Annotated in this window: 24 protein-coding genes; 16 read left to right on the top strand and 8 right to left on the bottom strand. The window is 67.2% G+C overall.

Annotated elements, in window-relative coordinates:
* Window positions 1–20 precede the first annotated feature (20 nt).
* From AB4Z48_RS13690 to AB4Z48_RS13640, 11 genes are all read left to right on the top strand, one after another.
* The gene (locus AB4Z48_RS13690; RefSeq protein WP_441614696.1) at window positions 21–1,505 is read left to right on the top strand and encodes a 4-hydroxyphenylacetate 3-hydroxylase family protein; all 1,485 of its coding nucleotides are present in this window, start codon (window positions 21–23) and stop codon (window positions 1,503–1,505) included.
* A gap of 58 nt (window positions 1,506–1,563) precedes the next feature.
* Window positions 1,564–1,944, top strand: coding sequence for a cupin domain-containing protein (locus AB4Z48_RS13685; RefSeq protein ID WP_441614694.1), 381 nt, complete (start codon window positions 1,564–1,566; stop codon window positions 1,942–1,944).
* Between the two features lie 2 nt (window positions 1,945–1,946).
* A complete protein-coding gene (locus tag AB4Z48_RS13680) occupies window positions 1,947–3,293 on the top strand; it encodes an amidase (protein WP_441614692.1) in 1,347 nt (448 codons plus the stop codon).
* Between the two features lie 52 nt (window positions 3,294–3,345).
* Window positions 3,346–4,572, top strand: coding sequence for an ABC transporter substrate-binding protein (locus AB4Z48_RS13675; protein WP_441614690.1), 1,227 nt, complete (start codon window positions 3,346–3,348; stop codon window positions 4,570–4,572).
* Window positions 4,573–4,630: 58 nt separating this feature from the next.
* The gene (locus tag AB4Z48_RS13670) at window positions 4,631–5,320 is read left to right on the top strand and encodes a DUF2848 domain-containing protein (protein ID WP_441614688.1); all 690 of its coding nucleotides are present in this window, start codon (window positions 4,631–4,633) and stop codon (window positions 5,318–5,320) included.
* 50 nt (window positions 5,321–5,370) lie between these two features.
* Window positions 5,371–6,147 (top strand): ABC transporter ATP-binding protein, encoded by a 777-nt coding sequence (locus AB4Z48_RS13665; RefSeq protein ID WP_441614686.1) that lies wholly within the window; start codon window positions 5,371–5,373, stop codon window positions 6,145–6,147.
* An 8-nt stretch (window positions 6,148–6,155) separates the two neighbouring features.
* Complete coding sequence (locus tag AB4Z48_RS13660) at window positions 6,156–6,875, top strand: ABC transporter ATP-binding protein (protein WP_441614684.1); 720 nt, start codon at window positions 6,156–6,158, stop codon at window positions 6,873–6,875.
* Window positions 6,876–6,885: 10 nt separating this feature from the next.
* Window positions 6,886–7,770: a branched-chain amino acid ABC transporter permease gene (locus AB4Z48_RS13655; RefSeq protein WP_441614682.1), complete on the top strand. Its 885-nt coding sequence runs from the start codon at window positions 6,886–6,888 to the stop codon at window positions 7,768–7,770.
* Complete coding sequence (locus AB4Z48_RS13650; RefSeq protein WP_441614680.1) at window positions 7,770–8,780, top strand: branched-chain amino acid ABC transporter permease; 1,011 nt, start codon at window positions 7,770–7,772, stop codon at window positions 8,778–8,780. Before AB4Z48_RS13655 ends, AB4Z48_RS13650 begins: the two co-directional genes overlap by 1 nt.
* A gap of 206 nt (window positions 8,781–8,986) precedes the next feature.
* Window positions 8,987–9,514 carry a hypothetical protein gene (locus AB4Z48_RS13645; protein WP_441614678.1) on the top strand — a complete coding sequence of 176 codons (528 nt, stop codon included), beginning with the start codon at window positions 8,987–8,989 and terminating at the stop codon, window positions 9,512–9,514.
* Between the two features lie 118 nt (window positions 9,515–9,632).
* Entirely contained in the window at window positions 9,633–10,589 is a 957-nt protein-coding gene (locus AB4Z48_RS13640; protein WP_441614676.1) for a DMT family transporter, read from the top strand.
* Between the two features lie 41 nt (window positions 10,590–10,630).
* Here the strand turns inward: AB4Z48_RS13640 and AB4Z48_RS13635 are convergent, their stop codons facing one another.
* A complete protein-coding gene (locus tag AB4Z48_RS13635; protein ID WP_441614674.1) occupies window positions 10,631–11,071 on the bottom strand; it encodes a GFA family protein in 441 nt (146 codons plus the stop codon).
* Between the two features lie 95 nt (window positions 11,072–11,166).
* The gene (locus tag AB4Z48_RS13630; RefSeq protein WP_441614672.1) at window positions 11,167–11,526 is read right to left on the bottom strand and encodes a hypothetical protein; all 360 of its coding nucleotides are present in this window, start codon (window positions 11,524–11,526) and stop codon (window positions 11,167–11,169) included.
* A 161-nt stretch (window positions 11,527–11,687) separates the two neighbouring features.
* Between AB4Z48_RS13630 and AB4Z48_RS13625 the strand changes: the two genes are divergently transcribed.
* A complete protein-coding gene (locus tag AB4Z48_RS13625) occupies window positions 11,688–12,362 on the top strand; it encodes an alpha/beta hydrolase (RefSeq protein ID WP_441614670.1) in 675 nt (224 codons plus the stop codon).
* Between the two features lie 18 nt (window positions 12,363–12,380).
* On the opposite strand, the gene AB4Z48_RS13620 is transcribed toward AB4Z48_RS13625, so the two are convergent.
* Complete coding sequence (locus AB4Z48_RS13620; protein ID WP_441614668.1) at window positions 12,381–13,919, bottom strand: DHA2 family efflux MFS transporter permease subunit; 1,539 nt, start codon at window positions 13,917–13,919, stop codon at window positions 12,381–12,383.
* Between the two features lie 123 nt (window positions 13,920–14,042).
* On the opposite strand from AB4Z48_RS13620, the gene AB4Z48_RS13615 reads away from it, so the two are divergent.
* Both AB4Z48_RS13615 and AB4Z48_RS13610 read left to right on the top strand, forming a co-directional pair.
* Window positions 14,043–14,486: a MarR family winged helix-turn-helix transcriptional regulator gene (locus AB4Z48_RS13615; RefSeq protein WP_441614666.1), complete on the top strand. Its 444-nt coding sequence runs from the start codon at window positions 14,043–14,045 to the stop codon at window positions 14,484–14,486.
* 81 nt (window positions 14,487–14,567) lie between these two features.
* Entirely contained in the window at window positions 14,568–15,044 is a 477-nt protein-coding gene (locus tag AB4Z48_RS13610; protein ID WP_441614664.1) for a hypothetical protein, read from the top strand.
* 92 nt (window positions 15,045–15,136) lie between these two features.
* Here the strand turns inward: AB4Z48_RS13610 and AB4Z48_RS13605 are convergent, their stop codons facing one another.
* From AB4Z48_RS13605 to AB4Z48_RS13595, 3 genes are all read right to left on the bottom strand, one after another.
* Complete coding sequence (locus AB4Z48_RS13605; RefSeq protein ID WP_441614757.1) at window positions 15,137–16,810, bottom strand: FAD-dependent oxidoreductase; 1,674 nt, start codon at window positions 16,808–16,810, stop codon at window positions 15,137–15,139.
* 184 nt (window positions 16,811–16,994) lie between these two features.
* Window positions 16,995–17,963: a LysR family transcriptional regulator gene (locus tag AB4Z48_RS13600; protein ID WP_441614755.1), complete on the bottom strand. Its 969-nt coding sequence runs from the start codon at window positions 17,961–17,963 to the stop codon at window positions 16,995–16,997.
* 110 nt (window positions 17,964–18,073) lie between these two features.
* Window positions 18,074–18,454 (bottom strand): DUF1484 family protein, encoded by a 381-nt coding sequence (locus AB4Z48_RS13595; protein ID WP_441614662.1) that lies wholly within the window; start codon window positions 18,452–18,454, stop codon window positions 18,074–18,076.
* A gap of 402 nt (window positions 18,455–18,856) precedes the next feature.
* Here AB4Z48_RS13595 and AB4Z48_RS13590 point away from each other — a divergent pair, with 402 nt between their 5' ends.
* Window positions 18,857–19,888: an isocitrate/isopropylmalate dehydrogenase family protein gene (locus AB4Z48_RS13590; protein WP_441614660.1), complete on the top strand. Its 1,032-nt coding sequence runs from the start codon at window positions 18,857–18,859 to the stop codon at window positions 19,886–19,888.
* A gap of 38 nt (window positions 19,889–19,926) precedes the next feature.
* Here AB4Z48_RS13590 and AB4Z48_RS13585 read toward each other — a convergent pair whose 3' ends face one another.
* The gene (locus AB4Z48_RS13585; RefSeq protein WP_441614658.1) at window positions 19,927–20,562 is read right to left on the bottom strand and encodes a 3-oxoacid CoA-transferase subunit B; all 636 of its coding nucleotides are present in this window, start codon (window positions 20,560–20,562) and stop codon (window positions 19,927–19,929) included.
* Window positions 20,559–21,248 (bottom strand): 3-oxoacid CoA-transferase subunit A, encoded by a 690-nt coding sequence (locus tag AB4Z48_RS13580; RefSeq protein ID WP_441614753.1) that lies wholly within the window; start codon window positions 21,246–21,248, stop codon window positions 20,559–20,561. Before AB4Z48_RS13580 ends, AB4Z48_RS13585 begins: the two co-directional genes overlap by 4 nt.
* Window positions 21,249–21,411: 163 nt before the next feature.
* Between AB4Z48_RS13580 and AB4Z48_RS13575 the strand changes: the two genes are divergently transcribed.
* Entirely contained in the window at window positions 21,412–22,320 is a 909-nt protein-coding gene (locus AB4Z48_RS13575) for a LysR family transcriptional regulator (protein WP_441614656.1), read from the top strand.
* The last annotated feature ends 29 nt before the right edge of the window (window positions 22,321–22,349 follow it).

Here is a 22,349-nt window from a genome sequence, read left to right as displayed (position 1 = left end):
AGGCAATCAGGAGAAAAGACATGGTTAAGACCGGAAACCAGCACATCGAGATGCTGCGCGATGGCCGAGAGGTCTATCTGGACGGCAAGCGCGTGACCGACGTCACGAGCCACCCGGCGTTCCGCAACTCGATTCGCAGCTACGCCAATCTCTACGATTTCCAGGCGCGCCCGGAGAACATCGGGAAGATGACGTTCCAGCCCGAGGGCACGCACAAGCGCGTGAGCCGGATCTGGGAATTGCCGACCAGCTACAACGAACTGGTCGAGCGCCGCCAGATGCTGGAGGCCTGGACCGAGCTGCACTACGGCTTCATGGGCCGCTCTCCCGACCACGTCGCCTCCTGCATATCGGGCATGTATATGGGGATCGACGTGTTCGAGCAGGCCGACCCCGCACGCGCCGGCGCCTTGCGCGACTACTACAGGTACGCCCGCGACAACGACCTGTTCCTGACCTACGTCATCGTGAATCCGCAGGCGAACCAGTCCAAGTCGGCACATGAGCAGGAAGACAAGTATCTCGCCGTCGGGATCGTGGACCAGGACGCCGAGGGCATCACGGTCAGGGGCGCGAAGATGCTGGCCACCAGCGGGATCATGGCCAACGAGGTCTTCTGCAGCTGCATCCAGCCGCTGCGCGAGGGCGACGACATGTACGCGCTGTCCTTCGCCGTGCCGATGAACACGAAGGGGCTGAAGGTGATGTCCCGCAAGTCGTACGAGGAGAACGCTACCTCGGTCTTCGACAACCCGCTGGCAAGCCGCTATGACGAGAACGACGCCGTTCTCTACTTCGACGATGTGAAGGTGCCCTGGGAGCGGATCTTCGTCGCGGGCGACGTCGCGATGTGCGCGAAGCAGTTCCATGCCACGCCGGCGCACAGCTACCAGAACTATCAATGCCAGGTTCGCCTGATGGTGAAGCTGCGCTTCCTGGTCGGGATCGCGCTCAAGATCACCGAAGTCAACGGCACGAACAGCTTCCCGCAGGTCAGGGAGATGCTCGGCCAGCTTGCCGCCGAGGCCGGGATGGTCGAAGCGTGGGTCTACGCCATGGAGGCCAAGGGGCAGGTCAACAACAATGGCTACTACATTCCCGATCGCAGCATGCTGTATGGCTCGCAGGTCCTGACCCAGCAGCTCTATGCAAAGGTGCTCGGCACGCTGCGCGAGCTGGCCGGTGGCGGCATGATCATGCTGCCGTCGAGCATCAATGACTTCGCGAATCCCGCGCTGGCGGAAATCATTGCGAAGACGCAGAAGTCGCCCGCCTGCAGCCCCGAGGAGCGGGTCAAGTTCTTCAAGCTGGCATGGGACGCGGTCGGCTCAGAGTTCGCGTCGCGCCACAACCAGTACGAGATGTTCTACGCCGGCGCCTCCTTTGTCACCAAGGGGCATGCCTACCGGACCTACGACTGGAAGGGTGCCGCGAATCTGGTCGACAACATGCTGGGCAGCTATTCCCTCGACGGCGAGTTGGCCCGCCTGGCCCAGGCCGCCTGAGCTGACCTTCAACGCAGTCCCCTTCGCGCTATCCATCACCACACCTACGGAGATCAACATGGCGATCAACAAACTCCACGACGAGTTCCACTCCCTGGACCTTGCATCCGGCTGGGAGGTCCCGCACGGCTATCCCTCGGGCATCCAGCAGAAGATCCTGTCCGGCTCGCTCGACGAGCGCGGCCGCAGCGGCAGCCGTACCCGCCTGCTGCGCTTCCAGCCCGGCGTGTTTACTACCTCGCCGTTCGTTCACGAGTACTGGGAGGAAGTCTATCTCGTGAGCGGCGACCTGACCGTCGGCAACGACGTCAACGGAGAGGGCGGCGAAGCCTTCGCGCCCAACACCTACGCTTGCCGTCCGCCCGGCGCATTCCACGGTCCGTTCAAGTCGGACGGCGGCTGCATGCTGCTGGAAATCCACTACTTCGACCCCGCCTGATCGTGGCCCCGACCCTGGAAGCGACGCTGCACCTGCTGGCGAGCGGTGGCGCAAATGCAAAGTCCTTGCTGGCATCGTGCGTCGAGCGGATCTGCAATCCCGCCGGCGAAGGCGGGCGGGTCTTTCCGCACGGCGTCAGCATGGCGGCGCGAAAGCAGGCCGCGGCCTGCGACATGCTGCGCGAGCAGGGCGTTGCCGGCCCGCTCGCCGGCGTGCCGCTCTCGGTCAAGGATCTGTTCGACGTGCAAGGCGATGTCACGCGGGCCGGCGCCCGCGTGTTGCCGGAAGTGCCTGCCAGCCACGATGCGCTCGCCATCGGGCGCCTGCGGGCGGCGGGTGCCGTCTTCGTCGGTCGCACCAACATGAGCGAATTCGCTTACTCGGGCGTCGGCATCAATCCGCACTATGGCACGCCGCGGAATCCCTTCGACCGCTCCGCGGCACGCATCCCGGGCGGATCGTCCGCCGGGGCCGCGGTCTCGGTCACCGACGGCATGGCTCTTGCCGCGATAGGCTCGGATACCGGCGGGTCCTGCCGCATTCCGGCAGCCCTGTGCGGCATCACCGGTTTCAAGCCCACGGCGAGCCGCGTGCCGTTGCGTGGCACCGTGCCCCTGTCGTCCAGCTACGACTCGGTCGGCTGCCTGGCCAGCACGGTGGCGTGTTGCGCCGCCATCGACGCCGTGATGGCCGGCGAGGACCTGGCTGCGCTGAAGCCGGTGCCGGTGGCAGGCCTGCGCCTGGCGGTACCGGCCGGGCTGGTACTCGAAGGCATGACGGACGAAGTGGCGCAGACGTATAAACGCGCCCTGTGCCGGCTTTCGGCGGCGGGCGCATTGCTGCGGGACGTTTGGTTCGACAGCTGGAACAGTCTTGCCGAAATCGGCGCCGACGGCGGGCTTGTCGCAGCGGAAGCCAGCGCCTGGCATGGCGACCTGATGGCAGCGCATGCCGGGCGCTACGATCCCCGCGTATTGTCGCGCATCCGCCTGGCTGACGGCCAGCGTGCCGCCGACTACCTGCGCATGCTCAAGCGCCGGGCCGCGCTGTGCCGGCAGGCGGACGCGGAACTGACCGGCTTTGACGCCGTGGTCCTGCCCACCGTGCCGATCGTGGCTCCCCGCATCGCCGATCTCGACGATGACGAGGCGTTCTTCAAGACCAATCGGCTGCTACTGCGCAACCCCGCCATCGCCAACATGCTCGACCTGTGTTCGCTGTCCGTTCCTTGCCATCGGCCGGGAGACGCGCCTGTCGGCCTGATGCTGTTCGGCCGCCACCTGGCCGACCGCAGGCTGCTGGCCATCGGCATGGGTGTGGAGAAGGTGCTGCAGCAGGACCGGCGCTAGGCAAGCACCGGCGACGATTCCAGACGCAACGAAAAAACACAGAGGAGACATCATGCCTGCAATGCGTTTCGGTGCGGCCATCCTGGCCAGCGCCACTGTTTGTGCCGCCCCCGTGGGAGCGGCGGAGCCAGCCCGGATCAGCGACGGCGTGGTCAAGATCGGCGTCCTGACCGACATGTCATCGATATTCTCCGATATCGGCGGCAAAGGGTCGGTCGTGGCGGCGCAAATGGCCGTGGAGGATTTCGGGGGCACGGTGCTGGGCGCGCCGGTCCAGGTGGTCCACGCCGATCACCAGAACAAGACGGACGTCGCCGCGACCATCGCCCGCGGCTGGTTCGACAACCAGAAGGTCGACATCATCCAGGACGCGCTGCCGTCGTCGGTGGCGCTGGCGGTGTCCAACCTGGGCAAGGTCAAGCACAAGATCGTCATCGCGAGCGGCGCCGGCACGACCCGGCTGAGCAACGAAGACTGCTCTGCCTATACGATCCAGTATTCGTACGACACCTATGCATTCGCCGCCAACACCGTCAAGGCGCTGACAAAGGGCGGGGACAACAGCTGGTACTTCCTGACCGTCGACTATGCCCTCGGCGCATCGCTCGAGAAGGATGCGACCGACGCGCTGGGCAGCGTCGGCGGCAAGATGGCGGGCAAGGCCAGGCACCCGATCAATTCCGCCGACCTGTCGTCCTACCTGCTCCAGGCCCAGGCGTCCGGCGCGAAGGTGATCGGCCTTGCCAACGCGGGAGCCGACACCGTCAACGCCATCAAGACGGCAAGGGATTTTGGCATCAACGCCACAGGCAAGCAGAAGCTGGCCGGGCTGCACATGTTCATCAGCGACATCCACAGCCTGGGGCTTCCCGCCGCGCAAGGCATGACGCTGACGACCGCGTTCTACTGGGATCGCGACGACGCCACGCGGGCCTGGTCCCAGCGCTTCTTCGAGAAGACGAAGCGGATGCCAACCCTCGTCCAGGCCGGGGTCTATTCCTCGACGATGCACTATCTCAAGGCCGTCCAGGCCGCGCGCAGCGACGACAGCGATGCGGTGCTGGCCAGGATGCGGGAGACGCCCGTCAACGACTTCTTCGCCAGGGACGGCAAGATACGCGCCGATGGCCTGATGGTCCACGACATGTACCTGGTCGAGGTGAAACGGCCGCAAGAGTCCAGGCGGCCGTGGGACTACTACAAGATCAAGAGCGTGATTCCCGCAAGCGAAGCCTTCCGTCCGCTCAGCGCCAGCACCTGCCCGCTCGTCGGCAAATAGGCGTGCCCCCGGCCGGCGCGAGCGCCGGCCAGACCCACCATCCAGGAGACCATTCAGCATGAAAACGCTCACTTTTGATATCGAGAGCCGCCAGGGAAATTCGCAGCGCAGCGTCACGATCCGCCAGCTCGTCGTGGCGGGCTGGACCGGACGGGATGCCGAAGCCATGGAGGCCCACATCCGGGAACTGGAAGCGCTCGGCGTCAGGCGCCCGCCCTACACGCCGGTCTTCTATCGTGTGGCGGCGCAACGCCTGGCTTCGCCGCGGGAGATCCAGGTGAGCGGCGAGGCGAGCAGCGGCGAGGCGGAGTTCCTGCTGGTAAAGGACGCAGGCGAGATCCTGATCGGCATTGCATCGGATCACACCGACCGCGAGGTGGAAACCTATGGCATCACGGTTTCGAAGCAGATGTGCGAGAAACCTTGCTCCGCGGCCCTGTGGCGCCTCGCCGAGGTCGAGGGCCACTGGGACCGGCTGATCTTGCGTTCCTACGCCACCATCGACGGCGAGCGCGTGCTGTATCAGGAGGGCGCGGTGACGGCCATGCGCTCTCCGGCCGATCTGCTGGCGAAGTTCGCCGGGCATGGCGGCGACTTCTCCGACGGTTCGGCGATGCTGTGCGGGACCTTGCCCGCGATAGGCGGGATCCGGGCGGCAGAGCGCTTCGAGATCGAGCTCGACGACCCGGTGCTCCGCCGCACCCTGCGGCATGCGTACGCCATCACGACGCTGCCCATCGCGGGCTGAGCACCGCTTCGGCGGCCATATCTCCAAGGCATACCCATTGTGTCACGGCCATGCACCTAGACGACTTGATACTAGAAACCCGCAACCTGGGAAAAACATTCCGGGGATTCACCGCGGTCAGCGGCGTTGGCCTGCGCGTACGCCGCGGCTCGATCCATGCCCTGATCGGCCCCAACGGCGCGGGCAAGACCACCTGCTTCAATCTGCTCACCAAGTTCCTGGAGCCGACCACCGGCACCATTCTCTTCAACGGTATCGATATCACCCGTGAGCGTCCGGCGCAGATCGCGCGGCGCGGGGTGATTCGCTCGTTCCAGATTTCGGCGGTATTCCCGCACCTGACCGTGCGGGACAACGTGCGCATCGGGCTGCTGCGCCAGCTTGGCACCGCGTACCGGTTCTGGCGCAGCGAACGTTCGCTCAGGGTGCTCGACGACCGCGCGATGGAGCTGCTCGAACAGGTCGGCTTGGCCGAGTTTGCGCAAACCGTGACTGTCAACCTGCCGTATGGCCGCAAGCGCGCGCTGGAGATCGCCACCACGCTGGCGATGGATCCGGAGCTGATGCTGCTTGACGAGCCCACGCAGGGCATGGGCCATGAAGACGTGGACCGCGTGACGCAGCTCATCAGGAAAGTGTCGGCGGGCCGCACCATCCTGATGGTGGAGCACAACATGAACGTGGTCGCATCGATCGCCGACAAGATCACGGTGTTGCAGCGTGGCGCCATCCTGGCCGAGGGCCCGTACGCAGCGGTGTCGACGGACCCGCGCGTGATGGAGGCGTACATGGGCACCGCTGATGCCGAACTGCGGGGCGCGCACTGAGGGAAGACATGACAACATCGAACACACCGGCCCTCGAGATCAGGGACCTGCACGCCTGGTACGGCGAATCCCACATCCTGCACGGGGTGGACCTGAGCGTGAATCGCGGCGAGGTGGTCACGCTGCTGGGTCGCAACGGTGCGGGGCGCACCACGACACTGCGCGCGATCATGGGCCTCACCGGCACGCGCAAGGGCTCGATCCGCGTCGACGGCAATGAAACCATCGGGTTGCCCACACACCGCATTGCGCACTACGGCATTGGCTACTGCCCCGAGGAGCGCGCCATCTTCTCCAGCCTGTCGTGCGGGGAGAACCTGCTGCTGCCGCCGCAACTGAAGGGGCGGCGCGCCGGCATGAGCGAGGCCGAGATCTACGAGATGTTCCCGAACCTGAAGGAGCGCCGCGAGAGCCAGGGCACGCGCATGTCGGGCGGCGAGCAGCAGATGCTGGCGGTCGGGCGCATCTTGCGCACCGGCGCCAACCTGCTGCTGCTCGATGAAATCTCGGAAGGACTCGCGCCGGTGATCGTGCAGGCGCTGGCCCGCATGATCCTGATGCTGAAGACGAGGGGGTACACGGTGGTGATGGTGGAGCAGAACTTCCGCTTTGCCGCGCCGCTGGCGGACCGCTTCTATGTGATGGAGCACGGCAGCATCGTTGAGCGCTTCGCGGCCAATGAGCTGGAAACGAAGATGCCCGTGCTGCATGCACTGCTGGGCGTATAAGGAACGTCGCATGACCATATTCGCTATCCCGCTCCCGGCCCTGCTGTCGCAGTTGATGCTGGGGCTCGTCAACGGCGCCTTCTATGCGATGCTGAGCCTGGGACTGGCCGTGATCTTCGGCCTGCTCAACGTGATCAACTTCGCGCACGGCGCGCTTTTCATGCTCGGCGCGCTGCTGGCATGGGCCGGCATGGAATACGCCGGGCTGAGCTACTGGGTGATGCTGGGGCTGTCGCCGCTGGTGGTGGCGGTGCTGGGTGTCGTCATCGAGAAGACCATGCTGCGCCGGATCTACGAGCTCGACCACATCTATGGCCTGCTGCTGACGCTGGGCATCACGCTCGTGATCGAGGGCGTGTTCCGCGCCGTCTATGGCGTGTCGGGCCTGCCGTACTCGCCGCCGGAAGCGCTGCAAGGCGCCACGGACCTGGGCTTCATGCGCTTGCCAGACTATCGCGTATGGGTGGTGGCCGCATCGCTCGTGGTGTGCCTGGCGACGTGGTTCATCATCGAGAAGACCAGGCTCGGCGCCTACCTGCGCGCCGGTACCGAGAACCCCAGGATGGTGGAGGCCTTCGGCGTCAACGTGCCGCTGATGGTGATGCTGACCTATGGCTTCGGCGTGGCGCTGGCGGCGTTTGCCGGCGTGCTGGCCGCGCCGGTCATGCAGGTATCGCCGCTGATGGGGCAGAACCTGATCATCATCGTGTTCGCCGTCGTGGTGATCGGCGGCATGGGCTCGATCACGGGCTCGATCTTCACCGGGCTCGGGCTCGGCGTGATCGAGGGTTTCACCAAGGTGTTCTATCCAGAGGCATCGTCGACCGTGGTGTTCGTCATCATGGTGATCGTGCTGCTACTGCGCCCGGCAGGGCTGTTCGGGAAGGAGAAATGATGAACGGACAATCCATCGCGGCGATCACACCGCGGCAAGACGCGGCGGCCCGCCGCTTTCCGAAGGGCGCCTTGTATGGCCTGCTGCTGCTGGGCTTGCTGGTGGCGCCGCTGGCCGGCGCCTACCCCGTGTTCGTGCTCAAGGTACTGTGCTTCGCGCTGTTCGCCTGTGCGTTCAACCTGCTGATCGGCTACACCGGGCTGCTGTCCTTCGGGCATGCCGCTTTCTTCGGCGGTGCCGGCTACGCGGCCGGCCACGCCATGAAGGTGTGGGGCGTAAGCCCGGAGACCGGCTTGCTCCTGGGCGCGGGCAGCGCGGCGCTGATCGGCTATGCGGTCGGCTCGCTGGCCATCCGCCGGCAGGGCATCTACTTCTCGATGATCACGCTGGCGCTGGCGCAGATGCTGTACTTCATCTGCCTGCAGACACCCTTCACGGGCGGGGAAGACGGCTTGCAGGGCATTCCGCGCGGCAAGCTGCTTGGCCTGCTGTCGCTGTCCGACGATACGACGCTGTACTACGTGGCCCTGGCGATGATCGTCGCGGCCTTCGCGCTGATCGTTCGCACCGTGCATTCGCCGTTCGGCCAGATCCTCAAGGCGATCCGGGAGAACGAGCCGCGCGCCATCTCGCTCGGCTATGACGTGGACCGCTTCAAGCTGATGGCGTTTGTGCTGTCCGCGGCCTTGTCGGGGCTGGCGGGTTCGATCAAGGCGCTGGTGCTGGGTTTCGAGACGCTCTCCGACGTGCACTGGTCGATGTCGGGCCTGGTGATCCTCATGACCTTGGTGGGCGGGCTTGGCACATTGTCGGGACCGATCATCGGCGCCTTCGTGGTGGTGGCGCTCGAGAACAAGCTGGGCGAGATAGGCAGCTACCTTGGCGCGCTGACCGGTATCGACGGCTTCAACGCCCTTGGCGAATCGGTTTCCATGGTGATGGGCGTGATATTCATTGTGTGCGTCCTGACGTTCCGCAAGGGTATTGTCGGCCGGCTGGGCGAACGATAGGCGGTGGCTGGCGGGCAGCCGCCAGCCCAGTGCTTCGTGGTATCGGTTACCCCCGGGATGGCTTCCCGCGCGCGGCTTCGGGCGGTGTGCCGGCCGATGCTCTATATTGCAGGCAGGAGCGGCCGCCGGCGCCAGCGCGCCAGGGCACCATCGCCCCGCAGCCGGACGCTGCTCCAGGCGTGCCGACCCGGACCAGGATCGAAACCATGAAGACTCCTTCGCAATACCTTGGTGGCTGGCTGTTGTGCGCCGCCGCGGCGGCCGCGCTGCCGGGCTGCAGCGTGCTGCAGCCGGTGGAAACGGCCCAGAAGATGATCGGCGCTCCCGAAGATGCCGTGCGCGGCACCTTCGGCACGCCCACCGACGTGTATCGCCTGGCCGATGGCACCACCCGCTGGATCTACTCCAGGCAGCCGCTCGGCTACCAGGCCTACGCGGCGGATTTCGATGCCGGCGGCAAGCTGACGGACTTCCGGCAGATGCTGACCAACACGGAAATCTACAAGGCCAAGGTCGATACCTGGACCAAGCGCGACGTGGAGGAGCATTTCGGCAAGCCGCGCATGCCACTCCAGTATTTTCCGCTGATGAAGCGCGAGGTCTGGTCCTACCGCTTCCGCCAGGACGGCATGCTCGCCTCGCTGTTCAGTTGCTACTTCGACAGCCAGGGCGTGTTGCGCCAGGTGCAGATCACGGTGGATCCGCTCGGCGGCGACAGCAGCCGCTCCAACTAAGCTGAAGTCTCTGCCGTCCGGCATGCCGGACGGCGTGCAATCCATCCTTCGGCACGCGTTGAAACGTTTCCCGCGCCTGGCTTCCACAATGGAGGCAAGTCCAGCTGCGGAGACAGCCATGCAAGTCACGCCGGCGGCCGATGCGGCCGCCAACCCTGCCAGCGGCCATGCCCGTGGTCCGCACGACCCGCCGCGCACGCGCGGGCGCGCCGCGGACCTGCTGCTCCTGCTGGCGCTGTCCACGCTGTGGGGCGCGTCCTACACCTTCATCCGCATCGGCGTCGCCACGATTCCACCGCTGACCCTGATCGCGGCAAGAACGCTGATCGCCGGCGGGCTTCTCGTCGCGTGGATGGCGGCCACGGGCGTGCCGATGCCGGTCGATGCCATGGTCTGGCGGCGCTTCGCGGTACAGGCCCTGCTCAACAGCGTGGTGCCGTTCACGCTGATCGCCTGGGCCGAGCAGTCGGTGCCGGCCGGGCTGGCCACCATCCTGAACTCGTCTTCGCCGGTCATCGCCGTGCTGGGCACATGGCTCGTCACGCGGCACGAGCGCATCACCGCACGCAAGCTGCTTGGCGTGGCGGCCGGGCTGGCCGGCATCTGCATGATCGTGGGCGCGAGCGCGCTTGGCGGGCTCGGCCAGCAATTGCTGCCGCAGCTGGCCATCGTGGCCGCCACGGTCTGCTATGCCGGCGCGGCGATCTATGGCCGCGGCTTCAAGGACCTGCCGCCGGCCGCGCCGGCCGCCGGTTCGCTGATGGTCGGCGCGGCGCTGCTGGTGCCGGTCAGCGTCGTGGTGGACCGGCCCTGGACGCTGCATCCGTCGATGGCATCGGTGGCGGCCCTGCTGGCGTTGTCGGTGTTCTCCACGGCGCTGGCCTTCGTGATCTATTTCCGCCTGGTGCGCACGCTCGGCCCGGTAGGAACCACCGCGCAGGCCTACCTGCGCGTGCCGGTCGGCGTGGCCATCGGCATGGTGTTCCTCGGCGAGTCGCTGGCGCCCGCCGCATGGATCGGGCTGGCCTGCGTGGTGACGGGCGTGGCCGCCATGACCTTGCCCGGGCGGCGCTAGCAATGATGCCGCGCCGCCCGGGATCCCCGGCGGCGGGCGGCTCAGAAGCCGGCCTTGTGAAGGGGGCCGTCCCAGCCGTCCAGGTACTTGGGCAGATCGTCCGCCACATCCACCACGCGGTGACGGTAGAACAGGTGCATGGCCGGCTGCAGGGCTTCCGGCAACTGGCCGCCGGCCGCCCGCGCGAACAAGCTGTTGGGCACCACCGACATGCCCAGCCGGTTGATGCCGAACAGGGTCTCGCCGCAATGCCGGCAGAACTGGCGCTGCAGCGCGCGCGTGGCATGGTGATACGTGGCGACGTGCTCGGCACCGCGTTGCACCGTCACTTGCGAGGGTTCCCAGGCTGTCGCCGCGAACATCGGCGTTGCATAGAAGTCACGGCAGGCCTGGCAATGGCAGTTGGCTTTCGCGACGGGTTCCCCGGCGATGCGCAGCTCGACCTGGCCGCAAAGGCACGCCAGCGTGGCGGGAATCGGCATGGGCTTGTCTCCTGTCTTGGTAAGGCGATGTGCATTCTACTTGCGGTCGCGCGAGCCTGCTTGGCGGCCCTCGCGCGGCGCCCGTGAACGGCCGCTCAGCCTTGCAGGGCGGCATCCAGCATGGCGCCGGACAGGCCGATCAGCAACGCCAGCGCGGAGGCGATGAACCAGCGCACGGTCTTGCGGTATTCCGGGACCTGGTCGTCCTCGATGCGCAGCGAGCGGAACAGCGCGACGATCTGCAGGCACACGGCAGCCACCAGCGACACCGCCGCGCACAGCGCCTGCGCGCTCCAGTGTCCGGGGCTTTCGAAGCCCCAGAAGCGCCAGAATGCCAGCGAGAAGCCCAGCAATACCGTGATGGCGGTGATGATGCCTTGCCGGTAGCCGGCCGGCACCACCTGTGGCGGCAGTGGCTTGGGCACTGGTGCGGCTGGGGCTTGGGGGGCGCTCATGGGGAGTCCTCCTGATCGGCGGCAGAGAAGCGGTATCCGTGCTGGAGTGAGTATAGGCAGGAGCGGCCCCGGCGCGTCCGCGGGCCGCCGGCATTACAATGCCGGTTCGCGGCGCGGCATCCGCTGCCCGGGCCGCCACATCCATCRAGTTTCGCTTCCCCATGTCTTCGCTTTCTTCCCCTGACAATCCGCTCTGGTTCGATGGCGCCGCCGGCCGCATCGAGGCCCTGGCCAACGCGCCGCAGGGCGCCCCCAAGGGCATCGCGGTGATCGCGCACCCGCATCCGCTGCTCGGCGGCAGCGCCACGCACAAGATACCGGTGGCGCTGGCCAGGCTGTTCGAGGCACGCGGCTACCTGGCAGTGCGCCCTAACTTCCGTGGCGTGGGCGGCACGCAGGGCGGGCACGATACCGGCGAGGGCGAGACGGACGACACCCTGGGCGTGGTGCGGCAGCTCATGCAGGCGCATCCCGGCTTGCCGCTGGCGCTGGCGGGATTCTCGTTCGGGGCTTATGTGCAGACGCGCGTGGCGGGACGGGTGCTGGCATCCGGTGGCCGCGTGGCGAGCCTGGTCCTGGCCGGCATGCCGGCGGGACCGGCACCGGGCGGGCGCAGCTACGACACGCCGGCGGTGCCGGCCGATGCCTTGGTCATCCACGGCGAGCAGGACGCCAACGTGCCGCTGCAGGCGGTGTTCGACTGGGCGCGGCCGCAGGAGTTGCCCGTGGTGGTGGTGCCGGGCGCCAACCATTTCTTCACCGGCAAGCTGCCGGTATTCCAGCGGGCGGTGGCGGAATACCTCGACCGGCAGGCGCGCACGGCCGCCGCCGGCTGACCGGGCCGCCGCGCCGCGTCAATCCATGGCGGCGTGGGCCACGGTGGCATCGTCGGCGTGGCGGGCGGGCTTGATCAGGAGGATCAGCGGCACCACCAGCAGCGTTGCCACGAACATGACCTTGAAGTCGTTGAGGTATGCGATCATCGTGGCCTGCTGGTTGATCGACTGGTTGAGCAAGGCCAGGTCATGGCGCGAGCCGCTGGCCAGCAGCGACTGCATGGCCGGGTTGTAGATGCTCACGTTGGCGGCCAGGTCTGCGTGCGCGACCTGCGTATTGCGCGTCATCAGGGTCTGGATCACGGAGATGCCGATGCTGCTGCCGATATTGCGCATCAGGCTGTAGGTGGCGGTGCCGTCGGCGCGCAACGCCGGCGCCAGGGTGGAGAAGGTCAGCGCGCTCAGCGGCACGAACACCAGCCCCAGCCCGAAGCCCTGGATGACGCCTGGCCACACGATGTCCGAAACCGACAGCACGATGGTGTACTGCATCATCTGCCACAGCGCGAAGGCCGAGATCAGGAAGCCGCACAGCAGCAGCATGCGCGCGTCGATGCGCTTGAGCAGGCGCCCGGCCAGCAGCATGGCCAGCATGGTGCCGGCGCCGCTCGGCGCGGTCACCAGCCCGGTGGTGGCGACGGGGTAGCCCATCAGGTTCTGCAGCATGGGCGGCAGCAGCGCGCGCGTGGCGTACATCACCGCGCCGATCACGAAGATAAAGCAGGCGCCGGTGGCGAAGTTGCGGTCCTTGAGCAGTTCGTAGCGGAAAAAAGAGAGCTTGCCTGCCGTGGCGGTGTGCGCGACAAAGTACAGGAAGGCCAGCGCCGCCACGATGGCCTCCACGCGGATCTCCATCGAGCCGAACCAGTCGAGCTGTTCGCCGCGGTCCAGCATGGCCTGGAACGCGCCGATGGCCAGCCCCAGCGTGATGAAGCCGAAGGCATCGAACCTGACGCTGCGCGCCGGCTCCCGGTTCGGCAGGAACGACAGCACGCCGAACAGCGCGAAGGCTCCGATCGGCACGTTGATGAAGAATACCCAGCGCCAGTTGTAGCTGTCGGTCAGCCAGCCCCCCAGGGTCGGGCCCAGGATGGGTCCCACCATGACGCCCATGCCCCACACCGCCATGGCCTGTCCCTGCTTCTCGCGCGGGTTGATATCGAGCAGGATCGACTGCGACAGCGGCACCAGCGAGGCACCGAAGATCCCCTGCAGCAGGCGCGATGCGACGATCTGCGCCAGCGTCTCGGAGAGCCCGCACAAGGCCGAGGCCACGGTGAAACCGGCGATCGAGATGGCCAGCAGTCGCTTGACGCTGAGCCGGTCGGAAAGCCAGCCGGTGAGCGGCGTGGCGATCGCGGCGGCGACGATATAGGAAGTGAGGACCCAGGTGATCTCGTCCTGCGAGGCGGACAGGCTGCCCTGCATGTGCGGCAGCGCCACGTTGGCAATGGTGCTGTCGAGCGTCTGGATCAGGGTCGCGGCCATGATTGCGATAGTGATCATGGGCCGGTTGAGCGGCGTCTCGACGCGCGCGGGCACCGCTAGGGAAGACATGGTGGGGGCGGCCTGGCAGGATGATAAGCATGCTTATTATACGGCGGCGCCCCGATGTGGCAAGCGCTTACGTCCTCCCCGCGCACTGAAGGGGCGCCGCGCAGATGTTTGTACAATCGCGCCATGGAAACGAAACTCGAAAAGCGCTTTGGCTTCCTGGTCTCGGACGTTGGCCGCCTGTGCGGCAAGCGTTTCGACGACCTGGCGAAGTCCTCGCTCGACCTGACCCGCGCGCAGTGCCATGCGCTTGCCTACCTGAGCCACTACGGCGAAGTGAACCAGGCGCGGCTGGCGGACCTGCTGGAAGTGGCGCCGATCTCCGCCGGCCGCCTGCTGGACCGCATGGAAGAGGGGGGCTGGATCGAGCGCAAGCCCAATCCCGAAGACCGCCGCGAACGCGTGGTGCGCATGACGGCCAAGGCAGAGATGGCGCTGGACAAGGCGCGCCGCGTCGGCGACGAGGTCGCCGCCGAGGCGCTGGCCGGCCTGAGCGCGCAGGACCGGGACCAGCTGATCAGCCTGCTGCAGCGCGTGCGCATCAACCTGGGGACGATTGTCGACCGGTAAAGGGGGCGCCCGGGGGGGCGGCCGCGCGCGCAGCCACCGCAAGCCGCTCAAGTTCTCCGCCCGGGTGCCGATGATCCGGTTATGCCAAACTCTTCGGACAACCTGATCATGTCGAGCATCACCGCGTTTGCCCCTCAGGTAACGCCTTCCGGATCGACTACCCCCGTCAAGGCCGCAGCGGCCGAAGGCCAGGACACCCAGGCCACGGGCGCATCGGCTTCCGCCGCGGGCGGCCACATCTCCGGCCCGGCCGGGCTGGGGGGCGCCAGTGCCAGCGGCGCCAGCAGCGACAGCAGCAGCGGCGAGTCCGACACCGTCAAGGAACTGAAGAAGCAGATCGCCCAGTTGCAGAAGCAACTGGCCGAAGAACTGCGCCAGCTCAAGGCAGTCGAGGCCAGCAAGATGGACCGCGAGGCCAAGACCGCCGCCGTGGGCAACCTCCAGGCCCAGGTCGCCCAGACCTCGGCGTCGCTGCAGACGGCCATGAACGCACTGACCCGGACCCTGCTGGCCGAGAACGGCAACACCTCGGGCTCGATGCTGAATACCACGGCGTAATACCCGCGCCTGCCAGTGCCTGGCGTCCGGCCGCGGGCCGCGCCGGGTCCGCGCCAGGCCTGCGCCAAGCTTGTGCCAGTTCCGGCCGCGGCTCAGCCCGCGAAGTACTCGTGCAAGGACTGCACCGCCACCGCTCCCTCGCCAACCGCGGCGGCAACGCGCTTCACGGAGCCGGCGCGCACGTCGCCAACGGCGAAGATGCCCGGATGGCTTGTCTCCATGGGCTGCGGAGGCCGCTCGAGCCGCCAGAGGGAGGGCGGCACCTGCGAGCCCGTGAGGACGAAGGCCTTCTCGTCCAGCGCCACGCAATCGCCCAGCCACGCCGTACAAGGATCCGCGCCAAGGAACAGGAACACGTGCTCGATGTCCAGCAGCACGGGGTCCTTGCCCCGCGTCACGCACCGCACCTGCCGCAGCCTGGAGTCGCCGATCAGGTCGACGATCTCGGTCTCCGTATGCAGCGTGATGTTGCCGGCGGCTTCGATCCGCTGGATCAGGTAACGCGACATGCTCGCCGCGAGGCCCTTGGCGCGGACCATGACGTGGACGTGGCGCGAGTGTCCCGAGAGGAATACCGCCGCCTGCCCCGCCGAATTCCCGCCACCGACGACGATCACCGCGTCGTCGGAGCAGTAGGTCGCCTCCATGAACGAGGCGTTGTAATAGATCCCCCTTCCTTCGAATTGCGCCAGGTTCTTCAGGGGCGGCTTGCGATACCTCGCGCCCGTGGCGATCACCACCGCGCGCGCGTGAATATCCTCCCCGTTGTCGAGCCGCATGTCGAACGCGGCTTCACCATCGCAGCGCAGCGCTTCCACCTGCACCGGCACGGCCACCTCGACGCCGAATTTCCGCGCCTGCGACAAGCCGCGCCCCGCCAGCGCCCGCCCCGAGATGCCTGTCGGAAAACCGAAGTAGTTCTCGATCTTGGAACTCGTGCCCGCCTGGCCGCCGGGCGCCTTGGCGTCCAGCACGATGACCCGCAGGCCTTCGGACGCGCCATACACCGCGGCGGCCAGGCCGGCGGGGCCCGCGCCGACCACCGCAAGGTCGAAGTGCCTTCCGTGCAGTGCGTCCGGGCTTGAGCCGATCGCGTCGGCCAGCTCGCGGTTGCTCGGATTTCGCAAGACCTCGCCGCGCGGCGTGATGACGGCGGGAATATCCTCGGCGCGGACACTGAACCGGCGCATCAGGTCCTTTGCTTCCTCATGCACTTCGATGTCGAAGTAAGCCGCCGGCTGGCCGTTTCTCGCAAGGAACTCGCGCAGGCGAAGCACGTTGGGACACTGCCGCGAGCCAATCACGATCACGCCGCCACCTGCTTCATCGTCGATGAAGGCGACGCGCCGCAGGATGAACGCGCGCATGACAATCTCGCTGAGGTCGGCTTCGGAAATGACCAGCGTACGCATTGCCTCGGCCTCGATGACGAGCATCTCGCTGTCGCGGTCGGCCTTGACGGTAGCGACCGCGCCTCGCCCGACCAGCGAACCGATATCGCCCGAGAACATGCCGGGGCCGTGCTTGCCGACGACGTGCGAGCCGAGGGCGGTACTGCGTTCGACCTGGACGCCGCCGGAGAGCACGACGAAGGTCCTGACATGGCGGTCGCCCTGCCGGAACAGCACCTCGCCGGCGGGAATGTGGCGCCGCTCTCCATAGCGGCTCATCAGTTGCAGCTGCGCCTGGCTCAGTAGCGGATAGAGCTGGTGCTGGCGGCTGGCGAGTGGCGACGGTGGCAAGTCTTTCGGATCGGCCTTATTCATCACGTCCCCCTCATCCGTCCCGGCGCGCAGCCGTGCGGCCGCGAATCGCGCAGCCCCGAAAGCCGCGGGAGCGACTCCGGCCAGCGCATGCATGGCTCAGACAATATTAGCAGCGTTCTCGCATGGCGAAAGTGCCTGAGGGTGCCCTCGGATCTCGCCGCGCGATCCGCCGTGGCGCATGGCGCTAGCCGGCCTGGCGCCGCGTGCGCCTTGTGGGGCTGGCGGCGCCCGCAACGCCCGCCAGCTGCGACAGCGAATGCTCGGCACCGCGGCTGGCATCGGCCACGAAGTCAATGAAGCGCCTGACCCGTACGGGGATGTGGCTGCGATGCGGGTAGTACATGTAGAGGCCCACATTATTGCTGCTGAAGCGCGACAGCACCGGGACGAGCCTGCCGGTCCCGAGGTCCTCGTGCACCATGTAGGCCGAGAGCTGACCGATCCCGATGCCGGCCCGCACCGCCTCGACCTCCGTCTCGACGTCGTTGAAGGTGGCCACGGCGGGGAATTCCTGGTACACGAGATTGCCGTCCACCTGCAGCTCCCATGGCACCATGCGGCCCGTGACGGGGCGCCTGAACCCTGTGCACTGGTGGTTGGCGAGGTCTTCCAGGCTACCCGGCTCGCCATGCTTTTCCAGGTAGGYCGGGGCGGCACAGATCAGCAGCGGCAGGTCGCACAGCCGCCGGGCCACGAGATTCTGGCCGGGGCTCGTGCCGGCGCGAAATCCGATATCGATCCGTGACTCGACCAGGTCAGTGAACAGGTCGCTCAAGACGATATCGAAGGTGATCCCGGGGTACTGTTCGCGGAATGCCCTGATCAGCGGCACCAGCACGCGGGCGCCAATGGAAGGCGGCGCCGTGAGACGGATCATTCCGTCGTCTTCGCTCTTGCTGCTGCGCACCTGTCCGAGCGCCTCGTCGAGCTGACGCATGCCGGGCTCCGCGAGCTCGAATAGCCGGGCACCCTCGGTGGACAGGCTCATCTTGCGCGTGGTCCGGTGAAAAAGCCGCACGCCCAGTTCTTCCTCCAGGGTGCGAATCGCCTTGCTGACGGCTTGCGGTGTGACGCCGGCCTCCACTGCCGCCTGGTTGAAGCTCTTCGCCCGCACGACGCCAAGAAAGAGAGTGAGTGCCCGGGCCTTGTCCATGATTTGCAACCAGCGGTTGGGAATGAAGCAATGATGGTACGCCTGGCGCAATGGACGCGCCAAACCGATGGCAGCCGGAAGCATCGCGCGCGCCGGCGTGGCGCGCGGTGTCAGATCAATTGCCGGAGTTGTCCCGCTGCTGCTTCCAGCTGATGTCTCAGCAATCTCAGCAGGCAATACATGCCGTAGGCTTCTTCGGATTTCTCGCTTTGCATCTCCGCCAGCGTCATCACGCTGTCCAGCCCCGCGCGGACGCTATCGAGTTCGGCGCAACCGTTGGTCACGCGCTGGCGGATATCCGCGCCCAATACCTCGATCAGGGCAGCCACTTCGGGGACGCGGGGATTGGGCTTGGTGCCGGCGGCGATGGCTGCATCGATCAGTTCCGCGATCAGCTCGCTGTGCTGGCTGATGACGGGCCCGGACAGCAGCGGCGCACTGGCGGCGGCAGCGGTGGCGGGCTTGGAGCTGTTGCGGGCGTTGTGGCGCAATGGTGCCTCCTGGGATAGGGAGGGCCGCTTGCGCTTGTTCCCATGCAAGGGAAGCGGGCCCGGAAAAACTGCCTGGCGATGCTACGCCGTTTCCCCGCTGCTTTGGCGCAGCTTCTGTGTTGTTGCCGCGCCGTTCTTGCGCCGTTCCTGCGCCGTTCTTGCGCCATTCTTGCGCCGTCCCGCACTCCCCGGCACTGCTTCGTGCGATTTGCAGGCAACCCGATCCTGCGATTCTTGACGATCGGGGTGGGGGTGTCAAGCTGATGCCATGTCGGTTTTGTGACGTTTCTGTTGCGGGTCGCGCGGTGGTTGCGGGGGGACGCGCAGCGTCGATGCCGGCAGCGCCGACGGTCGATCCATCACCTATTCTTGTAGATCGCACGCCAACGACAGGACACCCAAATGGTCACCCCGACACCCCAACAAATCCCCGCCACCCTCATCCCCGGCGACGGCATCGGCCCCGAAGTCGTGGAGGCCACCGTCAAGCTGCTCGATGCCCTGGGCGCGCCGTTTTCCTGGGACGTGCAGCAGGCCGGCATGGCGGGCATCGCGCAGGGTGGCGACCCGCTGCCGGAGGCGACGCTGGAGAGCATCCGCCGCACCGGCCTGGCGCTCAAGGGGCCGCTGACCACGCCGGTGGGCGGCGGCTTCCGCTCGGTCAACGTGCGGCTGCGCGAGGCGTTCAACCTCTACGCCAATGTGCGGCCCGCGCGCACGCTGGTGCCGGGGCGCTTCGAGGATATCGACCTGGTGCTGGTACGCGAGAACGTGGGCGGTTTCTACGTGGCGCACGACTACTACATCGGCGTGGGAGACGATCCGCATGCCGTGGCGGTCTCCACCGGCACCAACACGCGCGATGCCTGCCGGCGCATTGCCCGCTTCGCCTTTGAGTACGCGGTGAAGAACCAGCGCAAGAGGATCACCGTGGTGCACAAGGCCAATATCCTCAAGGCGCTGACCGGGATTTTCCTGGAGGCCGCGCGCGAGGTGGCGCAGGACTATGCCGGCCGCGTCGAGATGGACGACCGCATCGTGGATGCCTGCGCGATGCAGCTCGTGCTCGATCCCTGGCAGTTCGACATGCTGCTGTGTACCAACCTGTTCGGCGATATCCTGTCCGACCAGATCGCCGGGCTGGTAGGCGGCCTGGGCATGGCGCCGGGCGCGAACATCGGCGACGCCGCCGCCATCTTCGAAGCGGTGCACGGCTCGGCGCCGGATATCGCCGGCAAAGGCATCGCCAACCCGATCTCGCTGATGCTGGCCGCCGGACTGATGCTCGAGCATGTGGGCCGGCAGGACCTGGCGGTCCGGCTGCGCGGCGCGATCGACCAGGCGCTCAACCAGGACCAGGTCAGGACCGGCGACCTGAAGGGATCGGCCTCGACCCTGCAGTTCACCGAAGCGGTGGTGAAGCGCCTGGGCTGAGTCCACGCGCCGGACCCGCCAGCGCGCCGATACGTGCGTCAGGCCAGCAGCCTTGCCTCGGTCAGCTGTTGCAGCGTGTCGAGGCTCATGCCTTCGGCCATCGCTTCGACCTGCAGGCCATCCGGCGTGACACGCATCACCGCCAGGTCCGTGTAGATGCGCTTCACCACGCCGTGCGCGGTCAGCGGCAGGCTGCAGCGGTGCCTCAGGCGCGGGCGGCCTTCGCGCGTGGTGTGTTCCATCAGCACCCACACCTCGCGCGCGCCGTAGGCAAGCTCCATGGCGCCGCCCACCGCGGGCGGGGTGTTCGGGTCGGCGCGGGTCCAGTTGGCGAGATCGCCGTTCTCGGCGACCTCATACGCGCCGAGGATGGCCAGGTCCAGATGGCCGCCGCGCATCATGGCGAAGCTCAGCGCGGAATCGAAGATCGCCGCGCCCGGGCGCAGCGTCACCGGCTGCTTGCTGGCATTGACGAGTTCCGGATTCTCCTGCCCGGCCGGCGGCCTCGGGCCCAGGTGGAGGATGCCGTTCTCGCTGTGCAGGAAAACCTCGCGGCCGGGCGGGATCATGTCGCCCACCTGCACCGGCAGGCCGATGCCGAGGTTCACGTAGGCCCCGGCGGGAATGTCCTGTGCCGCGCGCTGCGCGACCTGTTCACGGGTCCACCGCATCATTGCGCGCTCCCATTTTGCGTTGCCGCTGCCGTGACGACCACCCGGTGCACGAAGATGCCGGGTGTCACGATCCGTTCCGGGTCCAGGGCGCCGGCCTCGACCATGCCGTCGACCTCGGCCACCACCACGCGCGCGGCCGTGGCCATCACGGGATTGAAGTTGCGCCCGGCCAGTTGATAGTCCAGGTTGCCGAGGCGGTCGGCGTGCCGGCCGCGGATCAGCGCGAAGTCGGCATGCAAGGGCAGCTCCAGCACATGCTGCACGCCCTTGATCTCGCGCGTGTCCTTGCCTTCTGCCAGGATGGTGCCGGCGGTGATGGGGCAGTAGAAGCCGCCCAGACCGGCGCCCGCGCAGCGGATGCGCTCCACCAGCGTGCCCTGGGCCACCAGTTCGAGTTCGATCTCGCCGCGCCGGTAGGCGTCGCGGAAGGCGGTGGCGCCCGCGGTCAGCGGGTAGGAGCAGACCAGCTTGCGCACGCGGCCCGCCTCGATCAGGCTGGCCACGCCCTCGCCGTCGTAGCCGGCATTGTTGGATATCACCGTGAGGTCGCGCGCGCCGTGCGCCAGCACCGCGCCGATCAGGCCACCCGGCAGTCCGGCGCTGCCGAAGCCGCCCACCATCACCGTGGCGCCGTCGTGCAGCCCGTGCAGGGCCTCGCCGCAGCTGCCCACCTGTTTGTTCACCAGTCCCATGCGAGGCTTGCTCCCCATCCGTGCCGCGGCACTCCATGCCGCCAAGGCAGCATCATGCGTCGGGGAGCAGCATAGGTTCAAGTATCGCTTGCTTAATTTTTGATAAGCTAGACTTATGATCATGACGAACTCCGGTGATCCGGAAAAGACGGCGCCAATGAACCTGGAACTCCGCCATTACCGCTATTTCGTCGCGCTGGCCGAAGAACTGCACTTCGGGCGGGCGGCGGAGCGGCTCGGCATTTCGCAGCCGGCGCTGAGCCAGCAGTTCCGCTGGATCGAGCAGGAGGCGGGCGCGCCCCTGCTCTCGCGCAACAAGCGACGCCTGGCGCTGACCGAGGTCGGCACGGTGTTCTACGAGGAGGCCGCCGGCATCCTGCGGCAGGTACGCCAGGCCGAGCTGGCCACCGCCAGCGCCAGCCGGGGCGATGTCGGCAGCGTGTCGATCGGCTACGTGGCATCGGCCGCGTTGTCTGGCCTGCTGCCGGGCCTGGTCCATCGTTTCCGCCAGGAGTATCCCGGCGTCGGCATGTCGATGCGCGAGACCGACGTGCCGGCGCAGCTCGAAGCCGTGGCGCGCGGCGAGCTCGATATCGGCTTCGTGCGGCCGCCGCTGCGCTCCCTGCCGGAAGGCGTGGCGCTGCTCGACATCGCGGCCGAACCGGTGGTGCTGGCCATGCACGCCACCCACCCGCTGGCGCGGCGCGCGCGCATCGACGTGGCGCTGCTGCGCGACGAGACCTTCATTTGCACGCACACGGAACACGGCACCGGCTTCTACGCCATTACGCTGGCCATCTGCGGCCAGGCCGGCTTCCAGCCGCGCGTGGAGGCGCTGTCGCGGCAGATGGCGACCATCATCAGCATGGTGGCGGCGGGCTTCGGCGTGGCGTTCATCCCGGCCTCCATGCGCGCGTTCGCGCCGCCGGACGTGGTATTCAAGCCGCTCGCGCGCAACGATGTGCTGTCCCACCTGGCGGTGATCCATCGCCGCAACGAGCGCTCCCCCGCGGTGCTGCGGCTGCTGGAGCGGTGCCGGCAGCTCAAAGGCCGGCGCCAGAAATGAAAACGGGCCGGGCGGGGTGATCTCCCGCC

Origin of the sequence: Cupriavidus sp. 2TAF22, from assembly GCF_052115045.1 — a bacterium.
In the GTDB taxonomy this organism is placed as follows: domain Bacteria; phylum Pseudomonadota; class Gammaproteobacteria; order Burkholderiales; family Burkholderiaceae; genus Cupriavidus.
Note: the sequence above shows the minus strand (reverse complement) of the source record. Positions and strands in the feature narration are given on the sequence as shown.

Coding starts and splice junctions, on each gene's coding strand:
- AB4Z48_RS13690 (WP_441614696.1), top strand. CDS start 21: ATGGTTAAGACCGGAAACCAGCACATCGAGATGCTGCGCGATGGCCGA.
- AB4Z48_RS13685 (WP_441614694.1), top strand. CDS start 1,564: ATGGCGATCAACAAACTCCACGACGAGTTCCACTCCCTGGACCTTGCA.
- AB4Z48_RS13675 (WP_441614690.1), top strand. CDS start 3,346: ATGCCTGCAATGCGTTTCGGTGCGGCCATCCTGGCCAGCGCCACTGTT.
- AB4Z48_RS13670 (WP_441614688.1), top strand. CDS start 4,631: ATGAAAACGCTCACTTTTGATATCGAGAGCCGCCAGGGAAATTCGCAG.
- AB4Z48_RS13665 (WP_441614686.1), top strand. CDS start 5,371: ATGCACCTAGACGACTTGATACTAGAAACCCGCAACCTGGGAAAAACA.
- AB4Z48_RS13660 (WP_441614684.1), top strand. CDS start 6,156: ATGACAACATCGAACACACCGGCCCTCGAGATCAGGGACCTGCACGCC.
- AB4Z48_RS13655 (WP_441614682.1), top strand. CDS start 6,886: ATGACCATATTCGCTATCCCGCTCCCGGCCCTGCTGTCGCAGTTGATG.
- AB4Z48_RS13650 (WP_441614680.1), top strand. CDS start 7,770: ATGAACGGACAATCCATCGCGGCGATCACACCGCGGCAAGACGCGGCG.
- AB4Z48_RS13645 (WP_441614678.1), top strand. CDS start 8,987: ATGAAGACTCCTTCGCAATACCTTGGTGGCTGGCTGTTGTGCGCCGCC.
- AB4Z48_RS13640 (WP_441614676.1), top strand. CDS start 9,633: ATGCAAGTCACGCCGGCGGCCGATGCGGCCGCCAACCCTGCCAGCGGC.
- AB4Z48_RS13635 (WP_441614674.1), bottom strand. CDS start 11,071: ATGCCGATTCCCGCCACGCTGGCGTGCCTTTGCGGCCAGGTCGAGCTG.
- AB4Z48_RS13630 (WP_441614672.1), bottom strand. CDS start 11,526: ATGAGCGCCCCCCAAGCCCCAGCCGCACCAGTGCCCAAGCCACTGCCG.
- AB4Z48_RS13625 (WP_441614670.1), top strand. CDS start 11,688: ATGTCTTCGCTTTCTTCCCCTGACAATCCGCTCTGGTTCGATGGCGCC.
- AB4Z48_RS13620 (WP_441614668.1), bottom strand. CDS start 13,919: ATGTCTTCCCTAGCGGTGCCCGCGCGCGTCGAGACGCCGCTCAACCGG.
- AB4Z48_RS13615 (WP_441614666.1), top strand. CDS start 14,043: ATGGAAACGAAACTCGAAAAGCGCTTTGGCTTCCTGGTCTCGGACGTT.
- AB4Z48_RS13610 (WP_441614664.1), top strand. CDS start 14,568: ATGCCAAACTCTTCGGACAACCTGATCATGTCGAGCATCACCGCGTTT.
- AB4Z48_RS13605 (WP_441614757.1), bottom strand. CDS start 16,810: ATGAATAAGGCCGATCCGAAAGACTTGCCACCGTCGCCACTCGCCAGC.
- AB4Z48_RS13590 (WP_441614660.1), top strand. CDS start 18,857: ATGGTCACCCCGACACCCCAACAAATCCCCGCCACCCTCATCCCCGGC.
- AB4Z48_RS13585 (WP_441614658.1), bottom strand. CDS start 20,562: ATGATGCGGTGGACCCGTGAACAGGTCGCGCAGCGCGCGGCACAGGAC.
- AB4Z48_RS13575 (WP_441614656.1), top strand. CDS start 21,412: ATGAACCTGGAACTCCGCCATTACCGCTATTTCGTCGCGCTGGCCGAA.